General features: G+C 71.6%; 18 protein-coding genes. 5 read left to right on the top strand and 13 right to left on the bottom strand.

The features are described from left to right. Window positions 1-185 precede the first annotated feature (185 nt). Together ACFYOU_RS01440 and ACFYOU_RS01435 are read left to right on the top strand one after the other, a co-directional pair. Window positions 186-962 (top strand): transglycosylase SLT domain-containing protein, encoded by a 777-nt coding sequence (locus ACFYOU_RS01440; protein WP_389765004.1) that lies wholly within the window; start codon window positions 186-188, stop codon window positions 960-962. A gap of 199 nt (window positions 963-1,161) precedes the next feature. Then, window positions 1,162-2,637 (top strand): AI-2E family transporter, encoded by a 1,476-nt coding sequence (locus ACFYOU_RS01435; RefSeq protein ID WP_391302604.1) that lies wholly within the window; start codon window positions 1,162-1,164, stop codon window positions 2,635-2,637. A 155-nt stretch (window positions 2,638-2,792) separates the two neighbouring features. Here the strand turns inward: ACFYOU_RS01435 and ACFYOU_RS01430 are convergent, their stop codons facing one another. After that, a complete protein-coding gene (locus ACFYOU_RS01430) occupies window positions 2,793-3,326 on the bottom strand; it encodes a carboxymuconolactone decarboxylase family protein (protein WP_391302602.1) in 534 nt (177 codons plus the stop codon). Between the two features lie 2 nt (window positions 3,327-3,328). After that, window positions 3,329-3,883, bottom strand: coding sequence for a peroxiredoxin (locus tag ACFYOU_RS01425; RefSeq protein WP_389765007.1), 555 nt, complete (start codon window positions 3,881-3,883; stop codon window positions 3,329-3,331). A 248-nt stretch (window positions 3,884-4,131) separates the two neighbouring features. Here ACFYOU_RS01425 and ACFYOU_RS01420 point away from each other — a divergent pair, with 248 nt between their 5' ends. Further along, window positions 4,132-5,112 (top strand): hydrogen peroxide-inducible genes activator, encoded by a 981-nt coding sequence (locus ACFYOU_RS01420; protein ID WP_389765009.1) that lies wholly within the window; start codon window positions 4,132-4,134, stop codon window positions 5,110-5,112. Between the two features lie 79 nt (window positions 5,113-5,191). Here ACFYOU_RS01420 and ACFYOU_RS01415 read toward each other — a convergent pair whose 3' ends face one another. The 5 genes from ACFYOU_RS01415 to ACFYOU_RS01395 all read right to left on the bottom strand — a co-directional run bounded on the left by ACFYOU_RS01415 (window position 5,192) and on the right by ACFYOU_RS01395 (window position 10,235). Beyond that, the gene (locus ACFYOU_RS01415) at window positions 5,192-7,579 is read right to left on the bottom strand and encodes an FtsX-like permease family protein (RefSeq protein WP_391302599.1); all 2,388 of its coding nucleotides are present in this window, start codon (window positions 7,577-7,579) and stop codon (window positions 5,192-5,194) included. Continuing rightward, window positions 7,576-8,262 (bottom strand): ABC transporter ATP-binding protein, encoded by a 687-nt coding sequence (locus tag ACFYOU_RS01410; RefSeq protein ID WP_389765012.1) that lies wholly within the window; start codon window positions 8,260-8,262, stop codon window positions 7,576-7,578. Before ACFYOU_RS01410 ends, ACFYOU_RS01415 begins: the two co-directional genes overlap by 4 nt. Beyond that, window positions 8,259-8,783 carry a PadR family transcriptional regulator gene (locus ACFYOU_RS01405; RefSeq protein ID WP_387009930.1) on the bottom strand — a complete coding sequence of 175 codons (525 nt, stop codon included), beginning with the start codon at window positions 8,781-8,783 and terminating at the stop codon, window positions 8,259-8,261. Before ACFYOU_RS01405 ends, ACFYOU_RS01410 begins: the two co-directional genes overlap by 4 nt. Window positions 8,784-8,904: 121 nt before the next feature. Next, entirely contained in the window at window positions 8,905-9,252 is a 348-nt protein-coding gene (locus ACFYOU_RS01400; protein WP_391302596.1) for a hypothetical protein, read from the bottom strand. Next, window positions 9,249-10,235 carry an SPFH domain-containing protein gene (locus tag ACFYOU_RS01395; protein ID WP_391302594.1) on the bottom strand — a complete coding sequence of 329 codons (987 nt, stop codon included), beginning with the start codon at window positions 10,233-10,235 and terminating at the stop codon, window positions 9,249-9,251. The genes ACFYOU_RS01400 and ACFYOU_RS01395 overlap by 4 nt, the downstream gene beginning before the upstream one ends. Before the next feature lie 296 nt (window positions 10,236-10,531). Here ACFYOU_RS01395 and ACFYOU_RS01390 point away from each other — a divergent pair, with 296 nt between their 5' ends. Further along, on the top strand, window positions 10,532-12,880 hold the full coding sequence (locus ACFYOU_RS01390; RefSeq protein WP_391302592.1) for a transglycosylase domain-containing protein: 2,349 nt from the start codon (window positions 10,532-10,534) through the stop codon (window positions 12,878-12,880). A 72-nt stretch (window positions 12,881-12,952) separates the two neighbouring features. Here ACFYOU_RS01390 and ACFYOU_RS01385 read toward each other — a convergent pair whose 3' ends face one another. The 6 genes from ACFYOU_RS01385 to ACFYOU_RS01360 all read right to left on the bottom strand — a co-directional run bounded on the left by ACFYOU_RS01385 (window position 12,953) and on the right by ACFYOU_RS01360 (window position 21,742). Then, complete coding sequence (locus ACFYOU_RS01385) at window positions 12,953-14,434, bottom strand: catalase (protein ID WP_391302590.1); 1,482 nt, start codon at window positions 14,432-14,434, stop codon at window positions 12,953-12,955. 163 nt (window positions 14,435-14,597) lie between these two features. Continuing rightward, the gene (locus ACFYOU_RS01380) at window positions 14,598-16,784 is read right to left on the bottom strand and encodes a SpoIIE family protein phosphatase (protein WP_391302588.1); all 2,187 of its coding nucleotides are present in this window, start codon (window positions 16,782-16,784) and stop codon (window positions 14,598-14,600) included. Between the two features lie 89 nt (window positions 16,785-16,873). Then, window positions 16,874-17,587, bottom strand: coding sequence for a class I SAM-dependent DNA methyltransferase (locus ACFYOU_RS01375; RefSeq protein WP_389765021.1), 714 nt, complete (start codon window positions 17,585-17,587; stop codon window positions 16,874-16,876). A 93-nt stretch (window positions 17,588-17,680) separates the two neighbouring features. Next, on the bottom strand, window positions 17,681-18,349 hold the full coding sequence (locus ACFYOU_RS01370) for a DUF402 domain-containing protein (RefSeq protein ID WP_391302586.1): 669 nt from the start codon (window positions 18,347-18,349) through the stop codon (window positions 17,681-17,683). Between the two features lie 131 nt (window positions 18,350-18,480). Beyond that, window positions 18,481-19,905 (bottom strand): aspartate ammonia-lyase, encoded by a 1,425-nt coding sequence (locus ACFYOU_RS01365; RefSeq protein WP_391302584.1) that lies wholly within the window; start codon window positions 19,903-19,905, stop codon window positions 18,481-18,483. A gap of 169 nt (window positions 19,906-20,074) precedes the next feature. Next, window positions 20,075-21,742, bottom strand: coding sequence for a FumA C-terminus/TtdB family hydratase beta subunit (locus ACFYOU_RS01360; RefSeq protein ID WP_391302582.1), 1,668 nt, complete (start codon window positions 21,740-21,742; stop codon window positions 20,075-20,077). A gap of 176 nt (window positions 21,743-21,918) precedes the next feature. On the opposite strand from ACFYOU_RS01360, the gene ACFYOU_RS01355 reads away from it, so the two are divergent. After that, window positions 21,919-22,617 (top strand): DUF1707 domain-containing protein, encoded by a 699-nt coding sequence (locus ACFYOU_RS01355; RefSeq protein ID WP_389765029.1) that lies wholly within the window; start codon window positions 21,919-21,921, stop codon window positions 22,615-22,617. Window positions 22,618-22,721: the final 104 nt, after the last annotated feature.

Raw genomic sequence — 22,721 nt, 5'->3', positions numbered from 1 at the left:
ACCACCGGCGCCGTGGCACACTGCCGTACACCGAACTTCATAGAGCCCGTCGTATGCCGCCCGAGTACCACCGGGCGCTCCCGTCGCGGGAGTTGTCCACCGGGCCCGTGCCTCCCGTGACCCCGCAGTATCGGAGGCCAGTGCCAAGGGCACGATCGCGTCCGTGAGGGTCACCCGTGCGGGCGATGCTGGAAGGAAAACGTGTGAGCCGGATCTCCGTCCGGGGATTCGCCGTGGCCTCCGCCACCGCGGTCACCACCGTCGGCGCCGTCGTCGGCGTCGCCTCGGGCACCCCGCAGGAGTCCTCGAACGACTTCGAGGCGACGGCGAGCGACTCGACGCTCCTCGCGGACATCCCCTCGGGCCAGCAGGCCCAGGTCATGACCTCCTCGCTGGCGCAGCAGGCGGACGCCCAGGCGATCGCCGCTGACTCCTCCGCGAAGAAGACCGCCGAGGAGACGGCCCGCGTCCAGGCGGCCAAGGACGCCGTGGCCAAGCAGAAGTCGGCCAAGGAGGCCAAGGAGCGCGCCGCGGCCGAGGCGAAGGCCGAGAAGGAAGCCAAGGAGCGCGCCGAGAAGGAGGCCAAGGAGAAGCAGGAGAAGGCGAGTCGGTCCGACACGCGCACCGCCTCCGGCACCGGCAGCCTCCCGACCACCGCCAAGGGCTCGTACACCATCGCCGAGATCCAGGCGATGGCCCGTGCGGTGGTGCCCGCCGACCAGTTCCAGTGCTTCAGCAACATCGTGGACCACGAGTCCGACTGGAACTACAAGGCCGTCAACCCCTCCTCGGGCGCGTACGGGCTCTTCCAGGCGCTGCCCGCCTCGAAGATGATCTCCGCGGGTGCGGACTGGCAGACCAACCCCGCCACCCAGATCAAGTGGGGCCTCAGCTACATGGAGGGCCGCTACGGCAGCCCCTGTGGCGCCTGGGACTTCTGGCAGGCCAACCGCTGGTACTGAAGCCCGCCCCGCGTCGATCGCGGTTCAACCTTTCCGGGCCCCTCGCCGTCCTTCGGTGAGGGGCCCGTGGCATGTACGGTTGGGCGGGCTCCGGGGACACCCGGGGGGAGCGGTGCGCAACGTACGCAACGACGGACGTGCACGCGGGGTACGTGCCGGGCGCGGGAAGCACGGCGGACGGCGGGAAAAGGTACGGGTCATGTCGCGAGTGCCAGGCTGGTTGGGCCGGTGGGGAGCCGGGCTGACCGGCCTCGGCGCGCGGTGGGAGGCCCGGCGCGACGCGGCGCAGCGGCGGGACGACCCCGACGCGCCCGACGGGTCCGGCGCACCGGGCGCCACCGGTGGCGACGCCGCGTCACCGGCCCCCGCCGCGCCGGCCGGTGACCCCGCGGCAGGTCCGTCGACCCCCGTCACCTACCTGCCCGCCGTCACCGCGCGGCCCGATCCGGCACAGGCCGTGCCCTGGGGTCTGCGGGTCGCCGCCGAGGCGGGGTGGCGGCTACTGGTCCTCGCCGGCGCGGTGTGGGTGTTGATGCGGGTCATCAGCGCCGTGCAACTCGTCATCCTCGCCTTCGTCGCCGCGCTGCTCATCACCGCCCTGCTCCAGCCGACCGTGGCGAAGTTGAAGCGCCACGGGGTGCCCCGGGGGCTCGCGACCGTGCTCACCGCGGTCCTCGGCTTCGTCCTGCTCGGGCTGGTCGGCTGGTTCGTGGTGTGGCAGGTGATGGAGAACATCGACCACCTCTCCGACCAGGTCCAGGACGGCATCGAGGAGTTGCGCAAGTGGCTCCTCAACAGCCCGTTCCATGTGACCGAGGATCAGATCAACGACATCGCGGGAACCCTGCGGGACGCGGTGGGCGCGAACACCGACTCCATCACCTCCGCGGGCCTGGAGGGCGTCACGGTCCTCGTGGAGGCGCTGACCGGCATCCTGCTGACGATGTTCTCCACGCTGTTCCTGCTGTACGACGGCCGGCGGATCTGGGAGTGGCTGCTGCGGCTGGTGCCGGGGGCCGCCCGGGAGGGCATCGCCGGTGCCGGGCCGCGCGCCTGGCGGACCCTCACCGCCTACGTACGCGGCACGGTGTTGGTGGCGCTGATCGACGCGGTCTTCATCGGCCTCGGGATCTACTTCCTCGGGGTGCCGATGGCGGTGCCGCTCGCGGTGTTCATCTTCCTGTTCGCGTTCATCCCGCTGATCGGCGCGGTGGTGTCGGGGGCGCTCGCGGTGGTCGTCGCGCTGGTCACCCAGGGGGTGTTCACCGCGGTGATGACCCTCGCGGTGGTGCTCGCGGTGCAGCAGATCGAGGGGCACGTGCTCCAGCCGTTCATCCTGGGCCGGGCCGTGCGGGTCCATCCGCTGGCCGTGGTGCTCTCGGTGGCGACGGGCGGGCTGGTCGCCGGGATCGGCGGTGCGGTCGTCGCGGTGCCGCTGGTCGCGGTCACCAACACCGTCGTCGGATATCTGCGGGCGTACTCCCGCGGGTACGCGCTGCGCGGCTCGCCCGCGCCGCACGGGGCGACGGCCCTCGGCGTGGCCCCGGTGGTTCCGGCGGCCCCCCGACCGGCCGCCGAGCCCGCCGGGGAGGGCCCGGGCGGCGAACGGGGCCCCGGCGCTGCTGCCACCGGTGCCACCGGTACGAAGGCGCCGAACGGCGACTCTGCCGAGTAACCCCCGGCCCGGCCCCGGCCCGGCCCCGTTCTGACCCGCTCTGGTTCGCGCTGGTCCGTGATGGTCCGGACCGGTTCGGGTGCCCGGGTACGCGGAAGGGGCCCGTACGGCAGGTACGGGCCCCTTCCCCGTGGTGCGGGGAGCAACGTGCTCGCTCAGCCGGCGAGCACGGCCTCCGAGTCCAGCGTGACGCCCACGGCCTGGATCACCGAGGCGATCTTGAACGCCTCCTGGATCACCCCGCGCTCGACGCCGGCCCCGCGCAGCACCTGCTCGTGCGAGTCGAGGCACTGGCCGCAGCCGTTGATCGCGGAGACCGCGAGGGACCACAGCTCGAAGTCGGTCTTCTCGACACCGGGGTTGCCGATGACGTTCATCCGCAGACCGGCGCGCAGCGTGCCGTACTCCGGGTCCGACAGCAGGTGCCGGGTGCGGTAGAAGACGTTGTTCATCGCCATGATCGCGGCGGCGGACTTGGCGGCGGTGTACGCCTCGGGGGAGAGGCTCTCCTTCGCCACCGGCTCCAGCTCGCGCAGCACGATCGGCGAGCGGGAGGCGATCGCGCAGGCCAGGACCGTGCCCCACAGCTGCTGCTGCGGGAGGTCGCTGTTGCCGATCACCGAACCGAGGTTCAGTCGCAGGTCCTTGGCGTAGTCCGGTATCGCGGACTTCAGCTCATCGAGGGCCACGGTCACTCACCGGCCAGCAGCGCGACGGGGTCCAGGGTGGTCTCGCCCTTGCTCCAGTTGCACGGGCACAGCTCGTCCGTCTGGAGCGCGTCGAGGACCCGCAGGACCTCCTTGGGGTTACGGCCGACGGAACCCGCGGTCACCATGGTGAACTGGATCTCGTTGTTCGGGTCGACGATGAACACGGCGCGCTGCGCGAAGCCGTCCTCGCCCTCGACGCCGCAGTCCCGCATCAGCTCGTGCTTGGAGTCGGCGAGCATCGGGAAGGGCAGGTCGCGCAGGTCGGCGTGGTCCTTGCGCCAGGCGTGGTGCACGAACTCGGAGTCACCGGAGGCGCCCAGGACCTGCGCGTCACGGTCGGCGAACTCGTCGTTCAGCTTGCCGAACGCGGCGATCTCGGTCGGGCAGACGAACGTGAAGTCCTTCGGCCAGAAGAACACCACGCGCCACTTGCCCTCGTAGGTCTTGTGGTCGACCTGGGCGAACTCCTTGCCGGTCTCCAGGGAGACGCAGGCGGTCAGGTCGTACGTGGGAAACTGGTCGCCGACAGTGAGCACAGTGCTACTCCATGGTGCGTGAGGGGTTGGACAAATCCACCCTGTCACACAGCGCGACCGCCGGTGAAATCGATCAGTGCGGTCAGTGTGATCCGGTTGGCCGATCAATGCGGCCGGGTGGTACATCTGGGGGAACGGCCAGGTCCGGGCAGGGTCCGGAAGTGTTCGCGCCTAGCCCGGATCGGATCGGGGCGGACCGAGCGGGACCGGTTCGGATCGCATGATGGCAGATCGGAAGGAACGTACCAGTGGCGGCGAAGACGGGGACCGGTCGGGGCACCGGCGTGGCGGGCCGGGCCAAGCAGCCGAGCATCGCCCAGCTCCGGGCGTTCGCGGCGGTCGCCGAGCACCTCCACTTCCGGGACGCCGCGGCGGCGATCGGCATGAGCCAGCCCGCACTGTCCGGAGCGGTGTCCGCACTGGAGGAGGCCCTGGGGGTGCGGCTGCTGGAGCGGACCACCCGCAAGGTGCTGCTGTCGCCCGCCGGGGAACGGCTCGCCGTCCGGGCCAAGGACGTGCTGGACGCGGTCGGCGAACTGCTGGAGGAGGCCGCGGCCGTCCGCGCCCCGTTCACCGGAACGCTGCGGCTCGGCGTCATCCCCACCGTGGCGCCCTACCTCCTGCCGGCGGTGCTCCGCCTCACCCACGACGCCTACCCGGAGCTGGACCTCCAGGTGCACGAGGAACAGACCGCGTCGCTGCTGGACGGACTCGCCGCCGGCCGACTGGACCTGCTGTTGATCGCCGTGCCGCTCGGCGTGCCCGGGGTCACCGAGCTGCCCCTCTTCGACGAGGACTTCGTGCTCGTCGCCCCGCGCGGCCACGCCCTGGGCGGACGCGAGGGCATCTCCCGCGACGTGCTGCGCGAACTGGACCTGCTGCTCCTGGACGAGGGCCACTGCCTGCGGGACCAGGCGCTCGACGTCTGCCGGGACGCCGGACGCGAGGAGGGCCCCGTCTCGATGACCGCGGCCGGACTGCCCACCCTGGTCCAGTTGGTCGCCGGGGGACTCGGCGTGACCCTGCTGCCGAGGACCGCGGTGGACGTGGAGACCGCACGGGACGGACGGCTCGTCACCGGACGTTTCGCCGCGCCCGCCCCCAGCCGTCGGGTCGCCCTCGCCATGCGCGCCGGGGCCGCCCGCTCCGCGGAGTACGCGGCGCTGGCCGCCGCCCTGCGCAGCAGCCTCACCGCCCTGCCCGTGCGCCTGCTGGACGCACCCGCGTAGCACGCACGACAGGGGGTGCCCCGACCGTTCGGCGTCGAAACGGTCGGGGCACCCCCTGTCGTGCACGGGGCCGTGCCGGCTACTCGGTGCGCAGGCCCTCCGGGCGCATCAGCTTGATCAGCGCCGGCATGGACAGTGCGGTCACCAGCAGGACGACCCCCGCCGAGACCCCGGTCATCGCACCGATGCTCGACCAGGCGATGGAGAGCGGTTGCTGGACCATGAGCAGCAGCACCATGCCCAGCACCAGTCCGAAGAACACCGCCAGGACCAGTCCCAGCGCCACCGGGACCGCCGTCTGCCACAGCACCGACCAGGCCAGGGTCCGGCGCCGGGTGCCGAAGGCGACCAGGACGGCCAGCAGCTTCTTGCGCTCCCGCAGCTGTTCGATCTGCGAGACCAGCAGGCTCGCCCCGATCAGCAGCAACACACAGGTCGCCCCGACGAACAGGCCCGTCCGGATGCTCTTGAACTGGTTGGATTCCTCGACGAGGTAGTAGGTCATGGCGCTGGCGAACGGGCTCAGCCCGGCCGCCGTCGTGCGGACGTGCTCCATCGCGTCCGGTGTGCCCTTGTCGATCTGGACGAACAACCGGCTGTGCAGCACCGGCGCGAGGCCGTCGGGGAACGCGCCGGGTGTCGCGAGGATGCCGTCCCGCTCGTAACCGAGGGGGTCGAGGGCCGGTTCGGCCTTCTTCAGCTCCGCGGGCAGGCGCCACTTCGCGTCGGCGGCCTTGACCCCGGTGGGCGGGTCGACGAACACCGTGGAGCCCGGCTTGGCGCGGGCCAGGGTGTCCTTGCCCCGCTCCGTCTCGGAGTGGATGCGGAAGGCGTCGCCGTCGCGGCACGAGGGGAGCTTCGCCACCTCGCGCAGCGCCGCACAGTCACCGACGGCCACCTCCAACAAGGTGTCGTCGCGGTTGATCGGCCGGTGCGAGGCCCAGGCGGTGCTGATCCCCACGGTGCTCCGGACCCCGGTGGTGGACTCCACGGCCTGCTGCGCCCGGTCGAAGGACACCGTGCTGGGGAAGGTCAGCTCCATCTGGGCGCGCTGGAGGTTGTGGCCGCTGTCCTGCGCGTAGTCCTCGTCGACCCCGGCGAACAGCATCTGGAGCGCGATGGCGCCGGCGACGGCCACGGCGATGCCGTTGACCATCCGGGCCGCCGTTCCGCTGCTCAGCTGGAGCCTGCGGGTGGCGAGCTGCCAGGCCACCGGTCCCCGGGCGATGCGGGCCACCACGGCCTCGACCACCCAGGGCAGCAGGGCCGTGACGCCGAAGAGCAGCAGGACCGTGCCGAAGACCACCATGTAGGTGTTGAAGTAGTCGCCGCTGCCCGTCCAGATCTGGGGGACCAGGATCAGCAGGCCGACCAGGGGCAGCAGCAGTCGCCAGAGCAGCCGTCGCGGGCGGGGGAGCGCGGCGCGCATCACGCCCAGCGGCTCGATGACCACTCCGCGCAGCGCCAGCAGGGTCACCCCGATGGCGGCGAGCGGCACGGCGACGACGACCAGTGCGGCCAGCAGCGGTGTGGGCGTGAGGTCTTCGGGGAAGACGGACATGTCCTGCACGGACATCCGGGCGGCGAGCTGACGTCCGGCGAGGAACAGTCCGGCGCCGACGACGAGCCCCAACAGGGCGCCCGCGACGGCCTCGCCGGCGGCGATCCTGCGGATCATCCGGGAGTCGGCCCCGACCAGCCGCAGCGCCGCGAGCCTGCGGTCCCGGCGCTCGCCGCCGAAGCGGACTGCGGCGGCGACGAACACCGCCACGGGCATCAGCAGCACCACGAGGATGATCAGGACCAGCAGCATCAGGACCGGGTCGAGCGGTTCCGGAGCGGGTGGCGTGCCGAACGAGTCGAGCCGCACCGCCAGGTGGCTGGCCTCGGCGTTGTCGAGGTCCTTGGAGCCGGCGTAGTAGGCGAGTTCGTGCGGGCCCATCAGGCCGGACCGGCCCACGGTGGCGGTGATCTCGTACGGGATGCGCTCGCGCAGCAGCTTGCCTTCGGGGGACTCCAGCAGTTCGCGCAGCGCGGGGGAGACGGCCATCTCGCCGGGCGCGGGGAAGGCGCTCAGCCCCGGCGGCAGCGGTGCGTTCGGGCCCTCCGGCTGGAGGAGCCGACCGCGGACGTCACCCTCGCGGAAGTCGGTGTTGGCCATCGCCAGCAGGAGCGTGTTGTCCTGGGGCCGGGTTGCGTCCGAGGTCGCGAAGTCCGAGCGGGCGGTGGAGCGGGCGTCGCGCTTGGCCATGGCGTCCGGCACCGAGCTGGCCAGCAGCAACAGGCTGACGCCGAGGCCGACGCCGACGGCGGTGAGGATGGTGCGCACCCAGGACTCGCGTCCGCCGGTGACGGCGAAGCGCACGCCCATCGCCAGGTCGCGCAGCACGCTCGTGCCGCCCGCGGCGGGCCGCGGCGGGCCGCCGGCGGCCCGGGGGCGTGCGGGCCGGGTGTCGGTGGCCGTCATATGGCCCGCTCCATGTCGCGCGACTTGCCGTCGCGCACGACGACCTCACGGTCGGAGTAGGCGGCGACGCGTGCCTCGTGGGTGACCAGGACGACGGCCGCGTTGGTGGACCGGGCCGCGTCCGTCAGCAGTTCCATCACCCGCTCGCCGTTGAGGGAGTCGAGGGCGCCGGTCGGCTCGTCCGCGAACAGCACCCGCGGTCCGGTGACGAGCGAGCGGGCCACGGCGACCCGCTGGCCCTGACCGCCGGAGACCTCGCCGGGCCGCTTGCCCGTGAGGTCGTCCACTTCGAGGCGGCGCATCCAGTCGATCGCGGCGGCCTCGGCCGGCTTGCGGGCGACCCCGCTCAGCCGCAGCGGCAGCGCCACGTTCTCCACGCAGGTCAGCTCGGGCACGAGCTGACCGAACTGGAACACGAAGCCGAACTCGGAGCGGCGCAGGGCGCTGCGCTGGGCGTCGGACATGGAGCTCAGCTCGCGGCCCTGGTACTGGATGGAGCCCGAGTCCGGGGTGACGATCCCGGCCAGGCAGTGCAGCAGCGTCGACTTGCCCGATCCGGAGGGGCCCATCACGGCCACCACCTCACCGGGGTGGATCGAGAAGTGGGCGCCGTCGAGCGCGGGGGTCGGACCGTACGTCTTCCGCAGGTCCGTCGCGGTCAGCAGGGAACCGGCGGGGGTCATGGGCGCACCTCCTGGGCGAGCTTGTCGAGGCGCGCGGCGGTCAGTTCCAGCCAGCGCAGATCGGCTTCGAGGTGGAACAGGGCGTGGTCGCAGATGAGCTGGTCCGCGAGGTCCCCCCGACGCTTGCGGTCGGTGAGGATGCGCATCATCCGCAGGTGTTCCGCACGCTGGGTGTCGAGGACGTCGCCGGCGTCGCGGCGGGTCAACAGCGCGAGGACGACCTTGGTGTACAGGGTCGACTGGAGGTACGGCTCCGGCTTCTCGGGGCTGGCGAGCCAGCGCTGGACGTCGGTGACGCCCGCCTCGGTGATCGCGTACCGCTTGCGCTCGGGACCCTCCCCCGCCTCTATCCCGTCGACTTCGACGAGGCCGTTCTTCAGGAGGCGGGACATGGTCGAGTAGACCTGGCCGTAGTGGAGCGGGCGGTCCTGCCCGAACTTCTCGTCGAAGGCCCGCTTGAGGTCGTACCCGTGGCGGGGGCCGGACTCCAGGAGTCCCAGCAATGTGTGACCGATGGACATGCCGAGAACTGTACACACCGCGTATACATGCCATGTATACGCGGTGTGTATAGCTCGGGTGTCCTCACGCTTCGAGGGGGTGTCCTCCCAGGTCAGAGCCGATTGTCACAATTCTGTGGTGCTAGTCGCCGGGGGCGTCCGAGGGGCCGGGTGGTCGCCCTCGTCGAGCGATCGGACCCGCGGCCCCGGGGAGCCTGCCGGCCTCCTTCAGCGCCTTGCGCAGCAGGAACTCGATCTGCGCGTTGGCGCTGCGCAGCTCCTCGCCGGCCCACCGGGCGAGCGCCTCGTGGACCAGGGGGTCGAGGCGCAGCAGGACCTGCTTGCGCGGGGCGGCGGCCTTCCGGCGCGGGGCGGGCGCCTGCTCCGGGGAGGAGCCGTCGGCTGCTCCCCGGGCTCCGGGCGGGCCGTCCCCCGAGGAGGGGCCCCGTGGGGCGTCGTCCTCGGCGGGGTCCCGGTCGTCGGGGGTCACTGGTAGAGCGAACCCGTGTTGAGCACCGGCTGGGCGGCCCGCTCGCCGCAGAGCACCACCAGCAGGTTGGAGACCATCACGGCCTTGCGCTCCTGGTCCAACTCCACCAGGTCCCGTTCGGTGATCCGCTCGATCGCGGCCTCGACCATGCCCACCGCCCCGTCGACGATCAGCCGGCGGGCGGCGACGACCGCGCCGGCCTGCTGGCGCTGGAGCATCGCCGAGGCGATCTCCGGGGCGTAGGCGAGGTGGGTGAACCGCGACTCGATGATCTGCACCCCGGCGGCCTCGACCCGTGCGTACAGTTCGACGCCCAGCTTCTCGGTGATCTCCTCGGCGTTGCCCCGCAGTGAGAGCCCGTTCTCGTCGTGCGCGTCGTACGGGTACTCGATGGCGATGTGCCGCACGGCCGCCTCGGTCTGGGTGGCGACGAACTCCAGGAAGTCGTCGACCTCGAAGGTGGCCTGTGCGGTGTCCTCGACCCGCCACACCACGACGGCCGCCAGTTCGATCGGGTTGCCGTAGGCGTCGTTGACCTTGAGTACGGCGGTCTCGTGGTTGCGCACCCGGGTGGAGATCTTCTGTCGGGTGGTCAGCGGGTTGACCCAGCGCAGTCCGTCGGTGCGGATCGTGCCCCGGTAGCGACCGAAGAGCTGGACGACCCGGGCCTCGCCGGGCGCGACCATGTTGAGCCCGCTCATCGCGATCCCCGAGACCGTCGCCAGGGTGATGCCGCAGACCAGCAGGGTCGCCAGCGCGGCGCCGTTCCCGCTGACCGCCCCGAGGACGATCAGGCCGGCGCCCACCAGGACCCCGGCGAGCCCGAACAGCAGCGCGCGTCCGCCGCCGATGCTGTGGGCCGGGAACTCGGTGACCCGCGGTGCCGGCATCTCGGGCAGTTCGCCCGGCTCCGTGCTCCGACGCGCGGCGGGGCCGTCGGTGACCTGATGCGTCGTACCCGGTCCGTGGTGCTCCTTGGGCATGGGTGCCCCCCGTTTCCTCGATGGGCCGAGGCTGGACGTCCCGCCCGCCCGGCACCGTTCTAGCAAAGTGATATCACTTTAACCCGAACGGCAACCTTCCGCACCCCTCGGCGGTCGGTTCCTGAGGGATGGGTGCTCATTGTCACGTCAGCAAATCGACTGATCTGCCGGAGTCTGTCCCGAGGTGCGGTGTTAGCTTGCAGAGCTGACCGCGGGTACGTGAACGGTGCACGGCGCAGCAAACAAGACGAGCAGCACGTACGAGACAGACGAGACGAATCGGAGCGAGCGGACCCATGGGGCGAGCGGAGGAACGACGGGCCCGGCAGCGCGCCGGCCGGCGTACGCGGGGCGGACGTTCGACCAACGGGGGTCGCACCGGCATACGCAGGTTCCTCACCTGGCGGAAGCTGCTCGGCACCTTCTTCGGCGTCGTCCTGCTCGGCATGCTCGGCTTCGTCATCCTGTACATGGTGGTCGACGTGCCCGCGGGCAACGCCCACGCCCAGCAGCAGAGCAACGTCTACAAGTACCGCGACGGCACGATCCTGGCCCGCACCGGCGAGGTCAACCGGGAGATAGTCGACCTCGCCAAGGTGCCGGAGGACGTCCAGCGCACCTTCGTCGCGATCGAGAACAAGTCCTTCTACTCGGACAAGGGCGTCGACCTCAAGGGCACCACCCGCGGGGTGCTCAACACCCTGGCCGGCAAGGGCAAGCAGGGCGGTTCGACGATCACCCAGCAGTACGTCAAGAACTACTACCTCACCCAGGACCAGACCGTCAGCCGCAAGCTGAAGGAACTGGTCATCTCGTTGAAGGTCGACCGCGAGAAGTCCAAGGAGGACATCCTCGCGGGATACATCAACACCAGCTACTACGGCCGCAGCGCCTACGGCATCCAGGCAGCCGCGCAGGCGTACTACCGGGTGGACGCCGAGGACCTCGACGTCGCGCAGGGCGCCTACCTCGCCGCCCTCCTCCAGGCCCCCAGCCAGTACGACTGGGCCGCCGCCTCCGACCGGGGCAAGCGACTGGTCACCGAGCGCTGGAACAAGGCCCTCGACAACATGGTCGAGAAGGGCTGGCTGGAGCAGGCCGACCGCCGGGCCCTGAAGTTCCCGGTGCCGAAGGAGCCGCGCCCCGCGCCCGGGATGAGCGGCCAGGCCGGCTACCTGGTGGAGGCCGCCAAGCGCGAGCTGGAGCAGCAGTTCGTCCGTGAGGGCATGACCCAGTCGCAGGCCGAGACCCTGGTCCAGGCCGGCGGCTGGACGTTCACCCTGAACATCGACAAGAAGAAGCAGGCCCTGCTGGAGAAGGCCGTCAAGGACGAACTCACCAGCAAGCTCGACCCGAAGGAACGCACCGTCGACGGCGACGTCCAGGCGGGCGCCGTCTCCGTCGACCCGAAGAGCGGGGCCGTCCTCGCCATGTACGGCGGGGTCGACTACGTCAAACACTTCACCAACAACGCGACCCGCCGCGACTACCAGCCCGCCTCCACCTTCAAGCCGCTGATCTACGCCGCCGCGCTGGAGAAGGACGCCGAGACCCAGGACGGCGAGGAGATCTCCGCCAAGACCGTCTACGACGGCGACAGCAGACGCCCCGTCGTGGGCAGCGACGTCGCGTTCGCCCCGCCCAACGAGGACGACGTCGACTACGGCGACGTCACCGTCCAGAAGGCCATGAACAAGTCGGTGAACTCCGTCTTCGCGCAGATGGGCGTCGACGTCGGCATGGACGACGTGATGCGCACCGCCGGCCTGCTCGGCATGGACGTCAAGGGCCTGGAGGCGGTGCCCGCACAGACCCTCGGGAGCATGGGCGCCAGCCCCCTGGAGATGGCCGGGGTGTACGCGACCCTGGACAACCACGGCAAGAAGGTGAAGCCCGCCGTCCTCAAGTCCGCCAGCCACAAGGACCGCGCGGTCGACCTCCCCGATCCGGTCGGCGGCCAGGTCGTCGAACGCTCCACCGCCGACGCCGTGACCTCGGTGCTCACCGGAGTGGTCGACGACGGCACCGGCCGCGCCGTCCGCGACCCCCGGCAGGACGTGGCCGGCAAGACCGGCACCTCCGACGAGAACCGCTCCGCCTGGTTCTCCGGCTACACCCCCGACCTGGTCACCTCCGTCGGCCTGTTCGGCGAGGCGGCCAAGGACCGCAAGGGCGAGGACGGCAAGAAGGTCGCCCGCGGCTCGCAGACCAGCCTCAAGGGCGCGGCGGGCGGGGGCAGGGTCAGCGGCGGTGGCTTCCCCGCCAGGATCTGGGCCGCGTACACCTTCGACGCGATGGGCGCGCCCAGCGAGTTCGACCTCGAAACGGACCAGGGCGCGGCCGTGTCCCCGCCCGCCGAGCCCAGCGACTCCCCGTCCTCCGAGCCGCCGTCCGCCCCCGCCTCGTCCGCCTCCACGTCCCCGGAGCCGGACCGCGAGACCGAGGAGCCGGCGAGCCCCAGCACCGAGGCGTCCACGCCCCCGACCGACCCGGAGACCAACACCCCGCCGCCGACCACCAGCCAGAGCCCCGACCCGGGCGAGGGCGAGGAGACCCCGGACCCGACCACCTCGACCAGCCCCAGCGCCTCCGCCAGCCAGTCCGCGGAACAACCCCCCGCGCTCGGCGCGCCCGACGAGGGCTGATCCGCCGTACCCCCGCGGGGTGCGGGCGCCGCACCCCGCGGGGGTACGGCGCCCGGACCGTGGCTGCGGCGGTCAGCCGCCGTTGACGTTCGCGGCGATCCGGTCCCCGAGCGCCTTGTCGATGTTGCGCCAGTACTGGACCGCCCGGTCGAGGACCGGACGGCTCACCCCGGCCGACAGGTGCCCGCTGACGTTGGAGACCAGCCGGTCCCGCGCCGCGTCGTCGAGGACCTGCCGCACCAGGGTCCCGGCCTGACCCCAGTCGTCGTCCTCCCGGTGCAGTGCGTACGCCTCGCGGACCATCTCGCCGGCCGACTCCCAACCGGCGATCTCCCCGAACCGTGCGGTGTCCGCCGCCGGACCGCCGTACGAGTTGGGCGCGTACGGGGCCGCCACGTTCGCGGGGTCGTACCGCATCGGCCCGTCCTTCGCGTACGAGCCGACCACCGAGTGCGGCCGGTTCGGCGGGAGCTGCGCGTAGTTCGGGCCGATCCGGTACCGGTGGGTGTCCGGGTACGAGAACAGCCGGCCCAGCAGCATCTTGTCCGGCGACGGGCCGATCCCCGGCACCAGGTTCGACGGTTCGAAGGCGGCCTGCTCGATGTGGACGAAGTAGTCCTCCGGATTCCGGTTCAAGGTCATCCGGCCCACCTCGACGAGCGGGTAGTCGCCGTGCGGCCACACCTTCGTCAGGTCGAACGGGTTGAAACGGTAGTCCGGCGCGTCCGCGAACGGCATGATCTGCACGTACATCGTCCAGGACGGCGGATCGCCCGCCTCGATCGACTCGTACAGGTCCCGGCGGTGCAGGTCCGCGTCGGTGCCCGCCAACGCGTCGGCGTCCGCCTGGGTGAGGAAGTCGATGCCCTGGTCGGTCTTCAGGTGGTACTTGATCCAGAACCGCTCGCCGCCCCCGTTCACCCACATGTACGTGTGCGAGCCGTAGCCGTTCATGAAGCGGTACGACTTGGGGACGCCCCGGTCGCCCATCAGCCAGGTCACCTGGTGCGCGGTCTCCGGGGACAGCGTCCAGAAGTCCCACTGCATGTCGTTGTTGCGCAGACCGGTGCGCGGATGGCGCTTCTGGGAGCGGATGAAGTCCTGGAACTTCTGCGCGTCCCGTACGAAGAACACCGGGGTGTTGTTGCCGACCAGGTCGTAGTTGCCGTGCTCGGTGTAGAACTTCAACGCGAAGCCGCGCGGGTCCCGCCAGGTGTCGGGGGAGCCCTGCTCACCGGCGACCGTCGAGAACCGCGCCAACATCTCGGTGCGCCGACCCGGCTGGAAGAGGTCCGCCTTGGTGAACTGGCTGACGTCATTGGTGACCTCGAAGAACCCGTACGCGCCGCTGCCCTTGGCGTGCACCACCCGCTCCGGGACCCGCTCCCGGTTGAACTGGGCCATCTTCTCGATCAGATAGTGGTCCTGGAGCAGGACCGGCCCGTTCGAGCCGACGGTCAGCGAGTGCTCGTCGCTCTCCACGGGGATGCCGGCGTTGTTCGTCGTGTACGGGGCGGAATCCGCTGCCTCGGTCACGAGCGTCCTCCCATGCATGAGGGGGAGCCGGGGGACACGGGGGATGTCCCCCGGGGCGTGGTCGCTTCGTCCACCACGCCAGTCAACTCCGCCGACAGGAGGTCGGCAACATTTGATCGCCCGGTACGTGCCGGTACGTGCCGGTGCGTACCGGTGCGGGGGCGCCGTCCCCGCACCGGACCTACGCCTGCGGGCCCGGGTTCCGGTTCAGCTCGAACCACACGACCTTGCCCGTACTGAGCCGGGTGGCGCCCCAGCGCCGCGCCAACTTGTTCACCAGGTACAGCCCCCGACCGCCCTCGTCGGTCGCCCGCGCCTGCCGCAGCCGCGGCAGCTGCGGCACGTCGTCACCCACCTCGCAGCGCAGCACGTCGGTCCGCAGCAGCCGCAACGTCACCGGCCGTGACGCGTACCGCACCGCATTGGTGACGACCTCGCTGACCAGCAGCTCCACCGAGTCCGACAGTTCCTCCAGACCCCACCGGGCCAGGGCCACCCGGGCCAGGCGCCGGGCCCGGCTCGGGGCCTTCTCGTCCGGTTCCAGGAACCAGTACGCCACGTCGCTCGGGGCGATCCCGTCGAAGCGGGCCGCGAGCAGGGCGATGTCGTCGTCCCGGTCGCCCGGCCCCAGCATGTCCAGGACCTCGTCGCACAGGGCTTCCAAGGGCGGCGGATGGTCCGGGCCGGTGAGCTGCGCGGTGGCCGCCAACCGGGCCCGCAACTGCTCGATCCCGGCCACCACGTCCCGCAGCCGCGACTCGACCAGACCGTCCGTGTACAGCAACAGCGTCGCCCCGGCCGGAGCGTCGAGCTCCACCGCCTCGAAGTCGACGCCGCCGACCCCGATCGGCGCGCCCGCCGGCACCCGCAGCACCTCCGCCCGGCCGCCCAGGTGCAACAGCACCGGCGGCGGATGGCCCGCGTTGGCGATGGTGATCCGGTGCGATACCGGGTCGTACACCGCGTACAGGCAGGTCGCCATCCGGTCGTGCCCGAGCCGCTGCGCCTGCTCGTCCAGGTGGTGCAGCACCTCCTGCGGCGGCAGGTCGAGACCGGCGAGGGTCTGCGCCGTGGTCCGCAGCTGCCCCATGATCGCGGCCGAGGTCATCGAATGGCCCATGACGTCGCCCACGACCAGCGCGACCCGGCTGCCGGGCAGCGGGATCGCGTCGTACCAGTCACCACCGACCCGCGCCGTCTCGGCCGCCGGCAGGTACCGCGACGCCAACCGCACCCCGGTCGGCCGGGGCAGGGTCTCCGGCAGCATCGTGCGCTGCAACTCGTCCGCGATGTACGCCTCGCGCCCGTACAGCACGGCCTTGTCGATGCCCAGCGCACTGTGCGTCGCGAGCTGTGCCGCCACCAACAGGTCCTCGCTGTCGAACGACACCCGGTCCGGACGGCGCAGGAAGATCGCCGCGCCGATCACCCGGCGGCGCCCGCGCAACGGAGCCAGGATCGTGTGCCGGCCGCCCGGCACCGTACGGGTCTCCCCGAGCAGCTCCGGCAGGGCGTCCAGGGCGTCCTCCGCGAACACCGGCCGCACCCCGCGCAACACCTCGGCGAGCGCCCCGCCGGGCCGCACCGTGCACAGCTCGGTCGTCCCGGTGGCGTCCAGGTCGAGCTGGAGCGCAGGCAGCGAGCCGCCCGTCTCGGTGTCCCGCTCCTCGGGGATCCGGTCGGTGCGCCGCAGCCGCAGCACCACCGGGCCCATCGGCCGTTCGTCACCGACGGGCAGCGGATCGCGCAGGTAGACGAGGATCGCGTCCGAGAAGGTCGGCACGGTCGCCCGGCACAGCCCCATCACGATCTCGTCCAGGTCGAGGCCGCGGGCGATCCGCCGGGTGGCGGCGCCCACGAAGCGCAGCCGGTCGCCGTCCCGCCGCATGTGGGTCACCCCGGGCTGGACGCCCGCCCCGGCCCCCGCGCCCCGCCGCTCGACCCCGTCGGGCGGTCCGGGGCTCTCCGCGGACGAGGGTCCTTCGCTCTGCCGCGTCGCGCTCTCACCGTGTTCCGTGGGGCCCTCCGGGTCGCTGCGGGTGTCACCGGGACTCTCGCCGTGGGTCTCCTGGCCGTCTGTGCGGACGCCGTCGTGCCCCGCCGGTCCCTCGTCCGGGGCCGGCCGGGCGCGGTGGGCGGCCGCACCGTCGGCTCCGGGCTGGGCGTGCTCGGTGCCGGACTCCGCGTCGGCGCCGCCGCGCGCCCCGCCGGGGCGGGGCTGGGACGGCATCGCGGACGTCGTCCCGGGAGCGCTCGCCTCCGGGGACGTCTGGGCACGCAGCAGCGCCCCGCGGGGGTCCACGGGGACAGCGGGAGGACCGGCCGTGCCGTACTGGCGGCCCTCAGGGGGGAGGGGATGCTCCGTCACGCGTGTCGAATCCGTCCGTCCGGGGCTGCGCGCCGCGCGGCCGGGCGGTCACCGGGAGGTGCCGGAGCCGTCCGCGCGGCACACGGTGATCAGGTGCGTCGGCAGTTGAGGAACAGTTGGTGCTCGGGTGGTGCGTCCGCCCGCGAGGGCGCGTACGAAAGCAGGTCCTCGTCAGTGATCTCGAACCCGGCCTCCCGTACCACCTGGGACAGCTCTTCCCGCAGGAAGCCGGACACCCGGATGAAGTGGCTCATGAACGGGATCTCCGCATCGTCCAGGTCAGCTTCCACCATGGACATCGCCAGGACTCCGCCGGGCTTCAGCAGCTGGTGGAACTGCCGCAACGCATAGGGTATTTCGGATCGGGGCAGCATCAACAGTGTGAAGAAGCACGTGATCCCGTCGAAGTGGCCCAAGCCGTCGGGCCCGGAGACGCGCAGCGTGGCCAGATCGCGCTGGTGGAACTCCGCCTCCGGCACGTTCGTGCGGGCGAGTTCCAGCATGCCCTCGGAGAGGTCGACCCCGATGACCGCGTGTCCGGCGTCCACCAGCTGGCGGGCGGTGGGGATCCCGGTGCCGCACCCCACGTCCAGCACCCGTGAACCCGGCGGCAGCTCGGCCAGCAGCCGGGACACCGCAGTGACCTGCCCCTCCTTGTGGGGGAAGGCCTCGTCGTACCGTCCACCGATGGCGTCGAACGCCTCCGCCTGACCCGAACGGTCGGGAGCACCCTCGTCCGGTCCCTCGTAGGCCGCGTACGCCTCGTCGCGCTCGCTCACGTTCTGGCCACCCCTCGATGACATCCGGTCAGACCTCGCGCAAGCCCAAGGAGTTGCTGCTGTGCGCCCTTGTGGAGGACGATCCTACGGTTGCCCCACGGGGGCGCATCAAGGGTCTCATGAGGACACATGCGCGGGCGTACGATCCCAGTCCTCGGGCAAGGCCGGAATCGGCCATACCGGATCGGGCCGCCACGCCGGCCAATGGTCACGGAACGGCGTACCCCACGCCCTGATCGCCTCGACCGCCGCGTCTCCCGCCTCCCGTACCCGGCGCGCCTGCCGCGGGGCCATCAGCCCGGCCCGCTGCGCCTGCGCGAACTCGTCCTCGTCGTGCCACCGCCAGCTGCGGTCGGGCTGCACGGAGATGTCCAGGAAGTGGTCCTCCGAGTCCACCCCGCCGTCCCAGCGGACACGTGGTTCCTCCAGGTTCACGTACCAGTTCTTGAACCGCCAGTCGGGGTGCCAGAACAGCCACACCGACCACGGTTCGCCGGGGCGGGCCAGCTTCAGCACGCCGGTGCCCGCCCAGCGGTCGCGCCGGACGGTGCGGGGCTTGGTGTAGCGGGTCGCCAGCGGCTCCTCGTGCGGCGGGGTGCCGTCGGCGAGGACCGGGCGCACGCACTCGGTGCCCGGGGCCATCCAGACGGCGAGGAGGTCGGGGGCGTCCCGGACGACGGTCACCGGACGGCAGATGTGGAACCCGCCGCCGCCGTTCGCCCGGTACCGCCACAGGATCTGGTCCCCCGCGTCCCACGATCCGCGCACCCCGTCTTCGCCCGTCATGCCCAGATAGTAGGTTCCCGGGCCGGGCGACGCGCCGAATACGTCATCCCGGTGGCCCACCGGCGGCCCCGGTCACGCGTGTGAGGGACCCGGCGCCCGGCCCGGGGCTTCGGGACCGGGCGCCGCGGACCTCACGGGCGGGTCATGCGCAGGACGTCCAGCGCGGCGTCGAGCTGCTCCAGGGTCAGGTCACCGCGGTCCACGTAGCCGGCCTCCAGGACCACCTCGCGGATCGTCCGGCGCTCGGCCAGCGCCCGCTTGGCGACCTTCGCGGCCTCCTCGTAGCCGATGTACTTGTTCAGCGGCGTCACCACCGAGGGCGAGGACTCCGCGTACTCCCGGGCCCGCTCCCGGTTCGCGGTGATCCCGTCGACCGTGCGGTCGGCCAGCAGCCGCGAGGCGTTGGACAGCAGCCGGACCGACTCCAGCACGTTCTTGCCGATCACCGGCAGCATCACGTTCAGCTCGAAGTTCCCGGCGGACCCGGCCACCGTGATCGTGGTGTCGTTGCCGATGACCTGCGCGGCGACCATCAGCACCGCCTCCGGCACCACCGGGTTCACCTTGCCCGGCATGATCGACGAACCGGGCTGGAGGTCCGGCAGCTCGATCTCCGCGAGCCCGGTGCGCGGTCCGCTCGCCATCCACCGCAGATCGTTGGCGATCTTCGTCAGCCCGACCGCGATGGTCCGCAGCTGCCCACTGGTCTCCACGATCCCGTCCCGGGCGCCCTGCGCCTCGAAGTGGTCCCGCGCCTCGGTCAGCGGCAGCCCGGTGTCCGCGGCGACCTCGGCGATCACCGCCGCCGAGAACCCGGGCGGGGTGTTGATCCCGGTGCCCACGGCGGTCCCGCCCAGCGGCAGCTCCGCCAGCCGCGGCAACGAGGACCGCAGCCGCTCCACCCCGTAACGGACCTGCGCCGCGTACCCGGCGAACTCCTGGCCGAGGGTCACCGGGGTCGCGTCCATCAGATGGGTCCGCCCGGACTTCACGACGTCCGCGAACTCCTCCGCCTTGCGCTCCAGCGCGGCGGCCAGGTGCTCCAGGGCGGGGACCAGGTTCCGGGTGACGGCCGCGGTCGCCGCGATGTGGATCGAGGACGGGAACACGTCGTTGGACGACTGCGAGGCGTTCACGTGGTCGTTGGGGTGCACCGGGCGCCCCAGCCGCTCGCCGGCCAGGGTCGCCAGCACCTCGTTGGTGTTCATGTTCGACGAGGTCCCCGAACCCGTCTGGAAGACGTCCACCGGGAAGTGCTCGTCCCAGCGGCCCTCCGCGACCTCCGAAGCCGCCGCGACGATCGCCTCGGCGATGTCCCGGTCCACCACGCCCAGCTCGGCGTTGACCTTCGCCGCGGCGCCCTTGATCCGGGCCAGGGCCTCGATGTGGGCGCGCTCCAGGCGCTGCCCGGAGATCGGGAAGTTCTCCACCGCCCGCTGGGTCTGGGCACGCCACTTCGCACGGGCCGGCACCCGCACCTCGCCCATCGAGTCGTGTTCCACCCGGTAGTCGTCTGCCGTGGTGGTGCCGGTGCGGTCGTCGTGAGCGGTCGCCATCGCGTCGTGCCTCCTGGGTGGGCCGGTCCGTGGGTCGGGCCGGTGCGTCGGATCGGTGCTCGGGGTCCCCGCCTTGGTGAGCGGACGGCTCCGCCCCACCTATTCCCCGCCGACCCGACTTTCCCGTCCGCCCCACGCCCTCCCGGGGGCCAGCGGTCCGGCGACGCGGTCAGCCCAGGCCGGGGCCCCGTACCGGGATGGAGGTGAAGGTGGGGGCGGGGGCCGGGTCCTTGAAGAAGTCGTTGCCCTTGTCGTCCACCACGATGAACGCCGGGAAGTCCTCGACCTCGATCCGCCAGACGGCCTCCATGCCCAGCTCCTCGTACTCCACCACCTCGACCTTCTTGATGCAGTCCTGGGCGAGCCGGGCGGCCGGGCCGCCGATGGAACCGAGGTAGAAGCCGCCGTGCGTCCCGCAGGCGTCCGTGACCTGCTGGGAACGGTTGCCCTTGGCCAGCATGACCTTGGAGCCGCCCGCGGCCTGGAACTGCTCCACGTAGCTGTCCATGCGGCCCGCCGTGGTGGGGCCGAAGGAGCCGGAGGCGTACCCCTCGGGGGTCTTCGCGGGACCGGCGTAGTAGACGGGGTGGTCCTTGAGGTACTGCGGCACGCCCTCGCCCGCGTCCAGCCGCTCCTTGATCTTCGCGTGGGCGATGTCCCGCGCGACGACCAGCGGCCCGGACAGCGACAGCCGGGTCTTGACCGGGTACTTGGTCAGCTCGGCGAGGATGTCGTCCATCGGCTGGTTGAGGTCGATGCGGACGACGTCGCCCGACTCCGCCAGGTGCGCGTCGGTGGTGTCGGGCAGGAACCGTGCCGGGTCGGTCTCCAACTGCTCCAGGAACACGCCCTCCGCGGTGATCTTCGCGACGGCCTGGCGGTCCGCCGAGCAGGACACGGCGATGGCGACCGGCAGCGAGGCCCCGTGCCGCGGCAGCCGCACCACGCGCACGTCGTGGCAGAAGTACTTGCCGCCGAACTGCGCGCCGATCCCGATCCGCTGGGTCAGCTCGAAGACCTTCTGCTCCAGCTCCTCGTCCCGGAAGCCGTGGCCGAGCGGGGAGCCCTCGGTGGGCAGGGCGTCCAGGTAGTGCGCGGAGGCGTACTTGGCGGTCTTCAACGCGAACTCGGCCGAGGTGCCGCCGACCACGATCGCCAGGTGGTAGGGCGGGCACGCGGCCGTGCCCAGGGAGCGGATCTTCTCCTCCAGGAACGTCATCATGGAGGTCTCGTTGAGGACGGCCTTCGTCTCCTGGTACAGGAACGACTTGTTGGCCGAACCGCCGCCCTTGGCCATGAACAGGAACTTGTACGCGCCGCCGTCGGTGGCGTACAGCTCGATCTGCGCCGGCAGGTTGGAGCCGGTGTTCTTCTCGTCCCACATGGTGAGCGGGGCCATCTGCGAGTAGCGCAGGTTCAGCTGGGTGTACGCGTCGTAGATGCCGCGCGACAGGGCCTCTTCGTCGCCGCCCTCGGTGAGGACCTGCTGCCCGCGCTTGCCCATGACGATCGCCGTGCCGGTGTCCTGGCACATCGGGAGCACCCCGGCGGCGGCGATGTTGGCGTTCTTCAGCAGGTCCAGGGCGACGAACTTGTCGTTGCCGGAGGCGTCCGGGTCGTCGATGATCCGCCGCAGCTGGGCGAGGTGCGCCGGCCGCAGGTAGTGCTGGATGTCGTGGATCGCCTCGGCGGCGAGCTTGCGCAGCGCCTCGGGCTCCACCTTCAGGAACGTGCGCCCGTCCGCCTCGAAGGTGCTGACACCCTCGGCGGTCACCAGGCGGTACGGCGTGTGGTCCGCCCCCAGCGGAAGCAGATCGGAGTACGCAAACTCTGGCATGACGCCCATTCCTTAACTCAGCGGCCCTGAGCACCGCCGGCGTCGGCGGCGCACCGTTCAGCGTAATCCGCTCCCCCCGGCAACCCGCCCCGGGGTGGACGCGTCCCTCCCTTCGCAGGTACGGCTTCCGCCGCGGCCCCTAGTCGCGATCTATCGCGTCTGGGTAATCTGGGTGCGTGGACCTCGAAAAGCGCCCAACAGCCCAGGAACCGGACCCGTCGAAGCCCGTGGGGCTCCGCGCCTCGGACGCCGACCGCGACCGGGTCGCGGACATCCTCCGGGAGGCGCTCGCGGAGGGGCGCCTCACCGCCGAGGAGCACGCGGAGCGGGTGGAGGGGGTGTACAGCGCCAAGACGGTCGCCGAGTTGGCGCCGTTCGTCCAGGACCTCCCGGCCGGTGCCCAGTTCGCCCCGCCGCGCCCCGCCCCGCAGCAGGTGCCCGCCCGGCCCCCGGTCGGCGGGGTGCCGTTCGCGCCGCCGGAGAACCTGGTGGCCGTGTTCAGCAGCAGCAGCCGCCGGGGTCGCTGGCGGGTCTCCCCGCGCACGCACGCCTACGCGATCTTCGGCAATGTGGAGATCGACCTGAGCGAGGCGGTCTTCGCCCACCCGCACATCATGATCAAGGCGTTCAGCCTCTTCGGGAGCGTCGAGATCGTCGTGCCCGAGAACGTCTCGCTGCGCGGCAACGGGGGCGGCATCCTCGGCAACTTCGAGGTGGACACCGTCGACTCGGCCGAATCCGGTGCGCCCGTGGTCCACGTGGACGGCTGGTCCGTCCTCGGCAACATCGAGGCCACCGCCCGCAAGGGCCGCCGGATCGTCGACGCGCTGAAGGACCGCCCGGGGGACCGGGTGCGCAAGCACCTCGGCCTCTGACGTCCGACGGCTCCGACGGACGCGCGACGGCTCCGACTGATGCGCGAGGGGGCTCCGGCACTGGTCCGTACCTGTCCGAGAACACCTCTGTACGGGAACGCAGT

Source organism: Streptomyces sp. NPDC005955, from assembly GCF_042871255.1.
GTDB lineage: Bacteria > Actinomycetota > Actinomycetes > Streptomycetales > Streptomycetaceae > Streptomyces.
The sequence above is the reverse complement of the archived record's forward strand: the minus strand, read 5'-3'. Positions and strand labels throughout refer to the sequence as shown.